At 50.7% G+C, this 13,350-nt stretch carries 10 protein-coding genes and 1 pseudogene; 8 read left to right on the top strand and 3 right to left on the bottom strand.

All coding sequences use genetic code 11. The features are described 5' to 3' along the window. Positions 1–19 precede the first annotated feature (19 nt). A complete protein-coding gene (gene gudD, locus BGK49_RS14950; RefSeq protein WP_000098225.1) occupies positions 20–1,360 on the top strand; it encodes a glucarate dehydratase in 1,341 nt (446 codons plus the stop codon). 231 nt (positions 1,361–1,591) lie between these two features. Here the strand turns inward: gudD and barA are convergent, their stop codons facing one another. Then, positions 1,592–4,348 (bottom strand): two-component sensor histidine kinase BarA, encoded by a 2,757-nt coding sequence (gene barA, locus BGK49_RS14955; protein WP_000186450.1) that lies wholly within the window; start codon positions 4,346–4,348, stop codon positions 1,592–1,594. A 56-nt stretch (positions 4,349–4,404) separates the two neighbouring features. Between barA and rlmD the strand changes: the two genes are divergently transcribed. The 7 genes from rlmD to eno all read left to right on the top strand — a co-directional run bounded on the left by rlmD (position 4,405) and on the right by eno (position 12,756). Further along, positions 4,405–5,706, top strand: coding sequence for a 23S rRNA (uracil(1939)-C(5))-methyltransferase RlmD (gene rlmD, locus BGK49_RS14960; RefSeq protein WP_000046825.1), 1,302 nt, complete (start codon positions 4,405–4,407; stop codon positions 5,704–5,706). A gap of 47 nt (positions 5,707–5,753) precedes the next feature. Continuing rightward, complete coding sequence (gene relA / locus BGK49_RS14965; protein ID WP_000226815.1) at positions 5,754–7,988, top strand: GTP diphosphokinase; 2,235 nt, start codon at positions 5,754–5,756, stop codon at positions 7,986–7,988. A 77-nt stretch (positions 7,989–8,065) separates the two neighbouring features. Further along, on the top strand, positions 8,066–8,314 hold the full coding sequence (gene mazE, locus BGK49_RS14970; RefSeq protein ID WP_000581937.1) for a type II toxin-antitoxin system antitoxin MazE: 249 nt from the start codon (positions 8,066–8,068) through the stop codon (positions 8,312–8,314). Continuing rightward, the gene (mazF, locus tag BGK49_RS14975) at positions 8,314–8,649 is read left to right on the top strand and encodes an endoribonuclease MazF (protein ID WP_000254733.1); all 336 of its coding nucleotides are present in this window, start codon (positions 8,314–8,316) and stop codon (positions 8,647–8,649) included. Before mazE ends, mazF begins: the two co-directional genes overlap by 1 nt. A gap of 70 nt (positions 8,650–8,719) precedes the next feature. Beyond that, a complete protein-coding gene (mazG, locus tag BGK49_RS14980) occupies positions 8,720–9,511 on the top strand; it encodes a nucleoside triphosphate pyrophosphohydrolase (RefSeq protein ID WP_001071648.1) in 792 nt (263 codons plus the stop codon). A 221-nt stretch (positions 9,512–9,732) separates the two neighbouring features. After that, positions 9,733–11,370: a glutamine hydrolyzing CTP synthase gene (gene pyrG, locus BGK49_RS14985; RefSeq protein WP_000210878.1), complete on the top strand. Its 1,638-nt coding sequence runs from the start codon at positions 9,733–9,735 to the stop codon at positions 11,368–11,370. A gap of 87 nt (positions 11,371–11,457) precedes the next feature. Then, a complete protein-coding gene (gene eno, locus BGK49_RS14990) occupies positions 11,458–12,756 on the top strand; it encodes a phosphopyruvate hydratase (protein WP_000036723.1) in 1,299 nt (432 codons plus the stop codon). 59 nt (positions 12,757–12,815) lie between these two features. On the opposite strand, the pseudogene BGK49_RS14995 reads toward eno, so the two are convergent. Both BGK49_RS14995 and BGK49_RS27390 read right to left on the bottom strand, forming a co-directional pair. Continuing rightward, positions 12,816–13,142: pseudogene (locus BGK49_RS14995) on the bottom strand (TPM domain-containing protein); the annotation flags it as partial. Positions 13,143–13,158: 16 nt separating this feature from the next. Next, positions 13,159–13,350: IS1 family transposase (locus BGK49_RS27390; RefSeq protein WP_000718190.1), on the bottom strand; the 192-nt coding region annotated here is incomplete at its 5' end.

Below are 13,350 nucleotides of genomic sequence, written 5' to 3' on the forward strand. Positions count from 1 at the left end.
TCTGAAAAAGGACATAAATATGAGTTCTCAATTTACGACGCCTGTTGTTACTGAAATGCAGGTCATCCCGGTGGCGGGTCATGACAGTATGCTGATGAATCTGAGTGGTGCACACGCACCGTTCTTTACGCGTAATATTATGATTATCAAAGATAATTCTGGTCACACTGGCGTAGGGGAAATTCCCGGCGGCGAGAAAATCCGTAAAACGCTGGAAGATGCGATTCCGCTGGTGGTAGGTAAAACGCTGGGTGAATACAAAAACGTTCTGACGCTGGTGCGTAATACTTTTGCCGATCGTGATGCTGGTGGGCGCGGTTTGCAGACATTTGATTTGCGTACCACTATTCATGTAGTTACCGGGATAGAAGCGGCAATGCTGGATCTGCTGGGGCAGCATCTGGGGGTAAACGTGGCATCCCTGCTGGGCGATGGTCAACAGCGTAGCGAAGTCGAAATGCTCGGTTATCTGTTCTTCGTCGGTGATCGCAAAGCCACACCGCTGCCGTATCAAAGCCAGCCGGATGACTCATGCGACTGGTATCGCCTGCGTCATGAAGAAGCGATGACGCCGGATGCGGTGGTGCGCCTGGCGGAAGCGGCGTATGAAAAATATGGCTTCAACGATTTCAAACTGAAAGGCGGTGTACTGGCCGGGGAAGAAGAGGCCGAGTCTATTGTGGCACTGGCGCAACGCTTCCCGCAGGCGCGTATTACGCTCGATCCTAACGGTGCCTGGTCGCTGAACGAAGCGATTAAAATTGGTAAATACCTGAAAGGGTCGCTGGCTTATGCAGAAGATCCGTGTGGTGCGGAGCAAGGTTTCTCCGGGCGTGAAGTGATGGCAGAGTTCCGTCGCGCAACTGGCCTGCCGACCGCAACCAATATGATCGCCACCGACTGGCGGCAGATGGGCCATACGCTCTCCCTGCAATCCGTTGATATCCCGCTGGCGGATCCGCATTTCTGGACGATGCAAGGTTCGGTACGTGTGGCGCAAATGTGCCATGAATTTGGCCTGACCTGGGGTTCACACTCAAACAACCACTTCGATATTTCCCTGGCGATGTTTACCCATGTTGCCGCCGCTGCACCGGGTAAAATCACCGCGATTGATACGCACTGGATTTGGCAGGAAGGCAATCAGCGCTTGACCAAAGAACCGTTTGAGATCAAAGGCGGTCTGGTTCAGGTGCCGGAAAAACCGGGGCTGGGTGTAGAAATCGATATGGATCAAGTGATGAAAGCCCATGAGCTGTATCAGAAACACGGGCTTTGCGCGCGTGACGATGCGATGGGAATGCAGTATCTGATTCCTGGCTGGACGTTCGATAACAAGCGCCCGTGCATGGTGCGTTAAGACAGAAAACCAAAACCGGCTCTATCTGGAGCCGGCTTGAGACTGATGCTAAACGCAAAATAGCCTGTTGTGCTATGTATCAGGTCTACATCATTTTTTAATTCATTGAATTTAATTGGTTTTGTAGGCCGGATAAGGCGTTAACGCCGCATCCGGCATAAACACAGGCACTTTGTCACCAATCTGAAACCAGCGTCATAAAAAGCCGATTGCTACTCGACAAGACGTCCGTTACCCGAGAATTTTGCTGGCTTCGCGCGCGACATTATCCATCTCGTCCAACAGTTCCAGCAGCTCCGGCTCCAAATCTTCTTCTTTAGTACCGCTACGTAGCTGTTGTTCGATCAGTTGGCAGAGATTCTTCATACGCGGCACACCGCTATAGCCGCAACTGCCATGCAGTTTATGAATCAAATCAACCAGGCCTTCCGGGTTTTCTCCAACCAGCTGTTCCTCAACTTTGTTGCGAACTTCAGGCAGGAAATCGAGTAACATTTGCAGCATATCGCGCGCTAAATCGGTTTTTCCTGCTGCCTGGCGTAGTGCCAGTTGCCAGTCGAGGGTCGCATTCGGGTTCACCACAATTTCGTTGACTTCGGGCGTCACGACGCGAGAGGAAATACCGCTGCCAGGCTTGTAGCGCAACAACAAATTATGCAATCGCTCTTCTTCAATCGGTTTCGCCAGATAATCGCTCATCCCTGCGCCAAGCAGCTTCTCTTTTTGCCCGGCCATTGCATGCGCCGTTACCGCGATAACCGGCGTTTGTTGCTGATGGGGGAGCTGGTGGATGAGTTCGCAGGCCCGAATGCCATCCATGTCCGGCATTTGAATATCCATTAAGATCAAATCGAACGGCATCTGTTTCGCCCGTTCAACCGCCTGATGCCCGCTATCGCAAAGTTCCACATGTTGCACCATATCTTCCAGCAATGCGCCGATAAGTTTCAGGTTAGCGGGGTTGTCATCAACCGCCATGACTGTCATTGCCAGCTTACTTTCATCGGTTACAGGCAAAAGCGTGTTTTGTTTGTGATGACAAAATTCCGTCAGGGCAGGCAACAGGCGTGTAGGTGTTAATGGTTTCAGCAGACACGCGCCGATACCATCTTGCTTGAGTTTTTCAGCATTGACTTGTGCATGGCAAGGAAGTGCCAGCATCAGGAAATCGGTCATCGATACCGCTTTCGCTAATCGCTCATGTTGCATTGTTAGCGGCTCGCGGAAGGTCACCGCGATGCCTAACAACATCATGTCGTAATGCGCGGGAGGCAGCGCGGAGAACGTTGGGCTATAAACCACTTCCAGCGGCGTTTCACTTAAAATATCCAGCGTGCATTGCGCTGCTGCGGAGTTTGGTTCGACATAGGCCAGGCGCTTACCTGCGAGGCACTGGGTGGATGGCCCTTCGATAATAATGTTCGGGTTCAGATCGAGATTAATGTGGAACCAGAAAGTTGAACCGCGATTCGGCTGGCTATGGAACGAAATATCGCCGCCCATTTCATTAACCAGTTTTTGTGTAATCACCAGCCCCAGCCCGGTGCCACCATGACGGCGGGAAATACTGGCATCAGCCTGTCGGAAGGCCTGGAATAAGCGCGATTGATCGCGTTCAGGAATACCAATGCCGGTATCCCGAATCTGCACTTCAATCTGCACTTTGGTATTACTCAGCGCACGTTTTTCTACCAGAATATCAATGTTGCCATTCTCGGTGAATTTAATTGCATTCCCCACCAGGTTAGTGATGATTTGCTGTAATCGCAGTGGGTCGCCGATCACGTTATCAGGCACGTCGCTTTTAATATTGAGCGTCAGTTCCAACCCTTTATCGTGAGAAGAATGTGCCAGCAGAGTAACGACTTCATCCAGCGTGCTGCGTAGTGGGAATGGAATACTTTCCAGAATCAGCTTACCTGCTTCCAGTTTCGAGAAGTCGAGAACATCATTAATAATTGCCAGCAAATTATTTGCCGAACGTTCAATCGTATTCAGGTGATCGCGCTGCGTTGGTGTTAATTCTGTTTTCAGCGTCAGGCGGGTAAAGCCAATAACACCATTCAGTGGTGTACGCAGCTCGTGTGACATATTTGCCAGAAACTCGGATTTAATACGCGCCGCTTCCTGGGCGCGCTTTTTCGCCAGATCCAACTCAACGTTCTGAATTTCCATCTGCTCCAGCGTTTCACGCAGATCGGACGTCGCCTGGTCGATATTGTGCTGCATCTCTTCGTGATAAGCAGCCAGCGACATTGCCATCGAGTTGATACCGTTTTTCAGCATATCCAGCTCGCCGAGCATAAATCCTTCCACCCGGCTGTCGAGTTGCCCGCGACGGATGCGGTCGACGGTATTCACCATGTTGCGAATCGGACCGGTTACATCGCGCATTAAGCGCCAGCCAAAAATAAGCGCAATACCGATACAAAACAGCATCATCACGCTGGAAATAAAGATCTCTTTATATTGCTGCAAGCGAACCGATTTAAGATCCAGCTCAAGCGCAATATATCCCAACATATTTTGACTATTTTTGGCATCGCTACTGGGCGATTCGTCGGGGGAGTAACTCTCAGAAATAATCGGCGTGCGGAGGATCATAATATCGCCGTCACGAGTGACAGTGAGCTGGCGAGGAAACGGCACGTTGCTGCCGAGCTGCATTGATGAGGGATCAAGATGAAAATTGGAGGTGACAAAGAGTCGGTTATTTTCATCATAAACCGAAATCGCGCGAACAATATCGGAATGGCGACGATGCAGTACGCTTATTAACTGACCGATAGATTCGCGATTTTGCAGGCTCATGCCATATTCAGTAGAAACTGCAAGCGGCTCAATAATGCTGGCACCGGCATCTTCCAGTTGACGCTGCAAGTCGTTATAGCGATGCACGACGAAAAAGATACTCAGCAATAAACCAATAAGGACGGTCGGTGCCAGGATCAGAATCATCATGCGTGCGCGCAGGCTGTAGTTGGTCATGGAGTTCCGTTATGGGACAATTAAGGTCACACTGTTAAATTGAGAAAGTCTCGCCAATGGCGCAATTCTACTCTGCAAAACGACGCACGACGACGCGTCAGATCATAACCGTTTCAGTCAACGACCTCGACTCTTTTGGTCAGGGCGTGGCGCGACATAACGGCAAAACGCTATTTATCCCCGGATTATTGCCGCAGGAAAACGCGGAAGTTACTGTTACTGAAGATAAAAAACAGTATGCCCGCGCTAAAGTCGTACGCCGGTTAAGCGATAGCCCGGAACGCGAAACGCCACGCTGTCCTCATTTTGGCGTATGCGGCGGCTGTCAGCAACAACACGCCAGCGTGGATTTACAGCAGCGAAGCAAAAGTGCGGCACTCGCCCGATTAATGAAACACGAAGTCTCTGAAGTGATCGCCGATGTTCCCTGGGGCTATCGCCGTCGCGCGCGTTTAAGTCTGAACTACTTACCGAAAACACAGCAACTTCAGATGGGGTTTCGCAAAGCGGGCTCCAGTGACATTGTCGACGTTAAACAATGTCCCATTTTAGTGCCCCAACTTGAAGCATTGCTGCCCAAAGTCAGGGCATGCCTGGGCAGCTTACAAGCAATGCGCCATCTTGGTCATGTTGAACTGGTACAGGCAACCAGCGGCACGCTGATGATTTTGCGCCATACCGCACCGCTAAGTTCGGCAGATCGCGAAAAACTGGAACGCTTTTCGCATTCTGAAGGCCTGGATCTGTATCTCGCCCCCGATAGTGAGATACTCGAAACCGTCTCTGGTGAGATGCCCTGGTATGACTCTAACGGGTTGCGCTTAACTTTTAGCCCGCGCGATTTTATTCAGGTCAATGCGGGTGTGAACCAAAAAATGGTAGCGAGTGCGTTGGAATGGCTGGATGTGCAACCTGAAGATCGCGTACTGGATCTGTTCTGCGGTATGGGCAACTTTACACTGCCATTGGCGACACAAGCTGCCAGTGTGGTCGGTGTAGAAGGTGTTCCGGCGCTGGTGGAAAAAGGCCAGCAGAATGCGCGTCTTAATGGCTTACAGAATGTGACGTTTTATCACGAAAATCTTGAAGAAGATGTCACAAAGCAGCCGTGGGCGAAAAACGGCTTCGATAAAGTGTTGCTGGACCCGGCGCGAGCAGGTGCCGCAGGTGTTATGCAGCAAATTATAAAACTGGAACCTATTCGTATAGTTTATGTATCCTGTAACCCTGCAACGCTGGCTCGGGATAGCGAAGCGTTATTAAAAGCAGGATATACCATTGCGCGACTGGCGATGCTGGATATGTTCCCACACACGGGACATCTGGAATCGATGGTACTTTTCTCGCGCGTTAAATAGTTACGATTTGCCGATTTCGGCAGGTCTGGTCCCTAAAGGAGAGGACAATGGTTGCGGTAAGAAGTGCACATATCAATAAGGCTGGTGAATTTGATCCGGAAAAATGGATCGCAAGTCTGGGTATTACCAGCCAGAAGTCGTGTGAGTGCTTAGCCGAAACCTGGGCGTATTGTCTGCAGCAGACGCAGGGGCATCCGGATGCCAGTCTGTTATTGTGGCGTGGTGTTGAGATGGTGGAGATCCTCTCGACATTAAGTATGGACATTGACACGCTGCGGGCGGCGCTGCTGTTCCCTCTGGCCGATGCCAACGTAGTCAGCGAAGATGTGCTGCGTGAGAGCGTCGGTAAGTCTGTCGTTAACCTTATTCACGGCGTGCGTGATATGGCGGCGATCCGCCAGCTGAAAGCGACGCACACTGATTCTGTTTCCTCCGAACAGGTCGATAACGTTCGCCGGATGTTATTGGCGATGGTCGATGATTTTCGCTGCGTGGTCATCAAACTGGCGGAGCGTATTGCTCATCTGCGCGAAGTAAAAGATGCGCCGGAAGATGAACGCGTACTGGCGGCAAAAGAGTGCACCAATATCTACGCGCCGTTGGCGAACCGTCTTGGGATTGGGCAACTGAAATGGGAGCTGGAAGATTACTGCTTCCGTTATCTGCACCCGACCGAATACAAACGCATCGCAAAACTGCTGCATGAACGCCGTCTCGACCGCGAACACTATATCGAAGAGTTTGTCGGTCATCTGCGCGCTGAGATGAAAGCTGAAGGCGTTAAAGCTGAAGTGTATGGCCGTCCGAAACACATCTACAGCATCTGGCGCAAAATGCAGAAAAAGAACCTCGCCTTCGATGAGCTGTTTGATGTGCGTGCGGTACGTATTGTCGCCGAGCGTTTACAGGATTGTTATGCCGCACTGGGGATAGTGCACACTCACTATCGCCACCTGCCGGATGAGTTTGACGATTATGTCGCTAACCCGAAACCAAACGGTTATCAGTCTATTCATACCGTGGTTCTGGGGCCAGGTGGCAAAACCGTTGAGATCCAAATCCGCACCAAACAGATGCATGAAGATGCAGAGTTGGGTGTTGCTGCGCACTGGAAATATAAAGAGGGCGCGGCAGCTGGCGGCGCACGTTCGGGACATGAAGACCGGATTGCCTGGCTGCGTAAACTGATTGCGTGGCAGGAAGAGATGGCTGATTCCGGCGAAATGCTCGACGAAGTACGCAGCCAGGTCTTTGACGACCGGGTGTATGTCTTTACGCCGAAAGGTGATGTCGTTGATTTGCCTGCGGGATCAACGCCGCTGGACTTCGCTTACCACATCCACAGTGATGTCGGACACCGCTGCATCGGGGCAAAAATTGGCGGGCGCATTGTGCCGTTCACCTACCAGCTGCAGATGGGCGACCAGATTGAAATTATAACCCAGAAACAGCCGAACCCCAGCCGTGACTGGTTAAACCCAAACCTCGGTTACGTCACAACCAGCCGTGGGCGTTCGAAAATTCACGCCTGGTTCCGTAAACAGGACCGTGACAAAAACATTCTGGCTGGGCGGCAAATCCTTGACGACGAGCTGGAACATCTGGGGATCAGCCTGAAAGAAGCAGAAAAACATCTGCTGCCGCGTTACAACTTTAATGATGTCGACGAGTTGCTGGCGGCGATTGGTGGCGGGGATATCCGTCTCAATCAGATGGTGAACTTCCTGCAATCGCAATTTAATAAGCCGAGTGCCGAAGAGCAGGACGCCGCCGCGCTGAAGCAACTTCAGCAAAAAAGCTACACGCCGCAAAACCGCAGTAAAGATAACGGTCGCGTGGTAGTCGAAGGTGTTGGCAACCTGATGCACCACATCGCGCGCTGCTGCCAGCCGATTCCTGGAGATGAGATTGTCGGCTTCATTACCCAGGGGCGCGGTATTTCAGTACACCGCGCCGATTGCGAACAACTGGCGGAACTGCGCTCTCATGCGCCAGAACGCATTGTTGACGCGGTATGGGGTGAGAGCTACTCCGCCGGATATTCGCTGGTGGTCCGCGTGGTGGCTAATGATCGTAGTGGGTTGTTACGTGATATCACGACCATTCTCGCCAACGAGAAGGTGAACGTACTTGGCGTTGCCAGCCGTAGCGACACCAAACAGCAACTGGCGACCATCGACATGACCATTGAGATTTACAACCTGCAGGTGCTGGGCCGCGTGCTGGGTAAACTCAACCAGGTGCCGGATGTTATCGACGCGCGTCGGTTGCACGGGAGTTAGGCAGAAATTTGCTCGTATCTACAATGTAGATTGATATATACTGTATCTACATATGATAGCGGTTTGAGGAAAGGGTTATGATCCACAGTAGCGTAAAGCGTTGGGGAAATTCACCGGCGGTGCGGATCCCGGCTACGTTAATGCAGGCGCTCAATCTGAATATTGATGATGAAGTGAAGATTGACCTGGTGGATGGCAAATTAATTATTGAGCCAGTGCGTAAAGAGCCCGTATTTACGCTTGCTGAACTGGTCAACGACATCACGCCGGAAAACCTCCACGAGAATATCGACTGGGGAGAGCCGAAAGATAAGGAAGTCTGGTAATGGTAAGCCGATACGTACCCGATATGGGCGATCTGATTTGGGTTGATTTTGACCCGACAAAAGGTAGCGAGCAAGCTGGACATCGTCCAGCTGTTGTCCTGAGTCCTTTCATGTACAACAACAAAACAGGTATGTGTCTGTGTGTTCCTTGTACAACGCAATCAAAAGGATATCCGTTCGAAGTTGTTTTATCCGGTCAGGAACGTGATGGCGTAGCGTTAGCTGATCAGGTAAAAAGAATCGCCTGGCGGGCAAGAGGAGCAACGAAGAAAGGAACAGTTGCCCCAGAGGAATTACAACTCATTAAAGCCAAAATTAACGTACTGATTGGGTAGTGTTACTAACTCACTTCTATTCTGGTCACAGGTTTCCACCTGACAGACCCGCAATTTTCAGGACAATTCAATGAATCAAATCGATCGTTTGCTCACTATTATGCAGCGCCTGCGCGATCCGGAAAACGGCTGCCCGTGGGATAAAGAGCAGACATTTGCCACCATTGCGCCTTACACCCTTGAAGAAACCTACGAAGTGCTGGACGCCATCGCCCGTGAAGATTTTGACGATCTTCGCGGTGAACTGGGCGATCTGCTATTCCAGGTGGTGTTTTACGCGCAAATGGCTCAGGAAGAAGGGCGCTTTGACTTTAATGATATTTGCGCTGCTATTAGCGATAAATTAGAGCGTCGCCATCCGCATGTTTTTGCTGATAGTTCTGCCGAAAACAGTAGTGAAGTGCTTGCCCGTTGGGAGCAAATCAAAACCGAAGAGCGCGCGCAGAAAGCGCAGCATTCGGCGCTGGACGATATTCCTCGTAGTTTACCGGCTTTAATGCGGGCGCAAAAAATCCAGAAACGTTGCGCCAACGTTGGCTTCGACTGGACGACGCTTGGCCCGGTGGTTGATAAAGTCTACGAAGAGATCGACGAGGTGATGTACGAGGCGCGGCAGGCTGTTGTCGACCAGGCTAAACTGGAGGAGGAAATGGGGGACCTGCTGTTTGCCACGGTTAATCTGGCTCGCCATTTAGGGACGAAAGCAGAAATCGCATTGCAAAAAGCGAACGAAAAATTCGAGCGTCGTTTTCGCGAAGTGGAGCGTATTGTTGCCGCGCGTGGACTGGAAATGACAGGTGTTGACCTCGAAACAATGGAAGAAGTCTGGCAACAGGTAAAACGGCAGGAAATTGATCTCTAAGGGAATTACGCGGTCAAGCGCTTGTCATTTTTTAAATGACAACGCTTGATTTGCGTCAAAAACATTTACCCCAAAGGGGCTATTTTCTCACTCCTGATTTCAATAGTGCGCTGGCGAAGAGGAGGGATAATGAAAGTTTGTGGCACAGGTCATGTTCGGGTATACTGCTTTCCCGTCCTGGTTATTCCATCGTCTTTTCAACCTAACTTCTCAGGTTCAGCATGACAACGAACTATATTTTTGTGACCGGCGGGGTCGTATCCTCTCTGGGTAAAGGCATTGCCGCAGCCTCCCTCGCAGCCATTCTTGAAGCCCGTGGCCTCAATGTGACCATCATGAAACTGGATCCGTACATCAACGTCGATCCAGGTACTATGAGCCCAATCCAACACGGGGAAGTGTTCGTTACTGAAGACGGCGCTGAAACCGACCTGGACCTGGGGCACTACGAGCGTTTCATTCGTACCAAAATGAGCCGCCGCAACAACTTCACCACGGGTCGTATCTACTCTGACGTTCTGCGTAAAGAACGCCGCGGTGACTACCTCGGCGCAACCGTGCAGGTTATTCCGCACATCACTAACGCAATCAAAGAGCGCGTGCTGGAAGGTGGCGAAGGTCATGACGTAGTACTGGTAGAAATCGGCGGTACAGTAGGTGATATCGAATCCTTGCCGTTCCTCGAAGCGATTCGCCAGATGGCTGTTGAAATTGGCCGTGAGCACACTCTGTTTATGCACCTGACGCTGGTGCCGTACATGGCAGCGTCTGGTGAAGTCAAAACCAAACCGACTCAGCACTCTGTAAAAGAGCTGCTCTCCATCGGTATCCAGCCTGACATCCTGATTTGTCGTTCAGATCGCGCTGTTCCGGCGAACGAACGTGCGAAGATTGCATTGTTCTGTAATGTTCCGGAAAAAGCGGTTATTTCTCTGAAAGACGTCGATTCCATCTATAAAATTCCGGGCCTGTTGAAATCTCAGGGGCTGGACGATTATATTTGTAAACGATTCAGCTTAAACTGCCCGGAAGCGAATCTGTCCGAATGGGAACAGGTTATCTTCGAAGAAGCGAACCCGGTAAGTGAAGTCACCATCGGTATGGTCGGCAAGTACATTGAACTGCCGGATGCTTATAAATCAGTGATCGAAGCACTGAAACACGGTGGGCTGAAGAATCGTGTCAGCGTCAACATCAAACTGATCGATTCACAAGATGTTGAAACGCGCGGCGTTGAAATCCTTAAAGGTCTGGACGCAATCCTCGTACCTGGCGGTTTCGGCTATCGTGGCGTAGAAGGCATGATTACGACCGCGCGTTTTGCGCGTGAGAACAATATTCCTTATCTGGGCATTTGCCTGGGTATGCAGGTGGCGTTAATTGATTACGCTCGCCATGTTGCCAACATGGAGAACGCCAACTCTACGGAATTTGTGCCAGACTGTAAGTACCCGGTTGTGGCGCTGATTACCGAGTGGCGCGATGAAAACGGCAACGTTGAAGTTCGTAGCGAGAAGAGCGATCTCGGCGGTACCATGCGTCTCGGCGCACAGCAGTGCCAGTTGGTTGACGATAGCCTGGTTCGCCAGCTGTACAATGCGCCGACAATTGTTGAGCGTCATCGTCACCGTTACGAAGTCAACAACATGCTGTTGAAACAGATTGAAGATGCAGGTCTGCGCGTTGCGGGCCGTTCCGGGGATGATCAGTTGGTCGAGATCATCGAAGTTCCGAATCACCCGTGGTTCGTGGCTTGCCAGTTCCATCCGGAGTTTACTTCTACTCCACGTGATGGTCACCCGCTGTTTGCAGGCTTTGTGAAAGCCGCCAGCGAGTTCCAGAAACGTCAGGCGAAGTAAGTAAAAAAGTTAGAACGGCAACGCGTACCCTGGGTACGCGTTGTTTGTCTGGAGTTTCAGTTTAACTAGTGACTTGAGGAAAACCTAATGTCCAAAATCGTAAAAATCATCGGTCGTGAAATCATCGACTCCCGTGGTAACCCGACTGTTGAAGCCGAAGTACATCTGGAGGGTGGTTTCGTCGGTATGGCAGCTGCTCCGTCAGGTGCTTCTACTGGTTCCCGTGAAGCTCTGGAACTGCGCGATGGCGACAAATCCCGTTTCCTGGGTAAAGGCGTAACCAAAGCTGTTGCTGCGGTAAACGGCCCGATCGCTCAGGCGCTGATTGGCAAAGATGCTAAAGATCAGGCTGGCATTGACAAGATCATGATCGACCTGGACGGCACCGAAAACAAATCCAAATTCGGCGCGAACGCAATCCTGGCTGTATCTCTGGCTAACGCCAAAGCTGCTGCAGCTGCTAAAGGTATGCCGCTGTACGAGCACATCGCTGAACTGAACGGTACTCCGGGCAAATACTCTATGCCGGTTCCGATGATGAACATCATCAACGGTGGTGAGCACGCTGACAACAACGTTGATATCCAGGAATTCATGATTCAGCCGGTTGGCGCGAAAACTGTGAAAGAAGCCATCCGCATGGGTTCTGAAGTTTTCCATCACCTCGCAAAAGTTCTGAAAGCGAAAGGCATGAACACTGCTGTTGGTGACGAAGGTGGCTATGCGCCGAACCTGGGTTCCAACGCTGAAGCTCTGGCTGTTATCGCTGAAGCTGTTAAAGCTGCTGGTTATGAACTGGGCAAAGACATTACTCTGGCGATGGACTGCGCAGCTTCTGAATTCTACAAAGATGGTAAATACGTTCTGGCTGGCGAAGGCAACAAAGCGTTCACCTCTGAAGAATTCACTCACTTCCTGGAAGAACTGACCAAACAGTACCCGATCGTTTCTATCGAAGACGGTCTGGACGAATCTGACTGGGACGGTTTCGCATACCAGACTAAAGTTCTGGGCGACAAAATCCAGCTGGTTGGTGACGACCTGTTCGTAACCAACACCAAGATCCTGAAAGAAGGTATCGAAAAAGGTATCGCTAACTCCATCCTGATCAAATTCAACCAGATCGGTTCTCTGACCGAAACTCTGGCTGCAATCAAGATGGCGAAAGATGCTGGCTACACTGCAGTTATCTCTCACCGTTCTGGCGAAACTGAAGACGCTACCATCGCTGACCTGGCTGTTGGTACTGCTGCAGGCCAGATCAAAACTGGTTCTATGAGCCGTTCTGACCGTGTTGCTAAATACAACCAGCTGATTCGTATCGAAGAAGCTCTGGGCGAAAAAGCACCGTACAACGGTCGTAAAGAGATCAAAGGCCAGGCATAAGACTGACTTTATCTGATTTAAAAATGCCAGCCTCCGGGATGGCATTTTTTATGGTTGAGTTACCAGCGGCCGGATGCGCCGCCACCTCCAGAAGAACCGCCACCGCCGCTAAATCCGCCGCCACTTGAGCCTCCACCGGAACCGCTGTTGTCTGAATGATAACTTTTACCTGATGCTCTTTTCTGAAGTACACATAAACAGGTAAAGACCATAAATATGGTGAAAGTAAAAAAGAAGGAAAATACAGCAATGGAAAAAATTTTATCGGAGAACAGGAATAAATCTAAAAGATAGATTGCTGAAATACAGACTCCACTTTTACATGCGCGACAAAAATTACTGCCTTGATGAAAAAACCAGAAAGGGAAGAACATCACTGCAAATACCGGTAATGACTCCAACTTATTGATAGTGTTTTATGTTCAGATAATGCCCGATGACTTTGTCATGCAGCTCCACCGATTTTGAGAACGACAGCGACTTCCGTCCCAGCCGTGCCAGGTGCTGCCTCAGATTCAGGTTATGCCGCTCAATTCGCTGCGTATATCGCTTGCTGATTACGTGCAGCTTTCCCTTCAGGCGGGATTCATACAG

Source organism: Shigella sp. FC1544 (assembly GCF_001722145.1).
GTDB lineage: Bacteria > Pseudomonadota > Gammaproteobacteria > Enterobacterales > Enterobacteriaceae > Escherichia > Escherichia coli.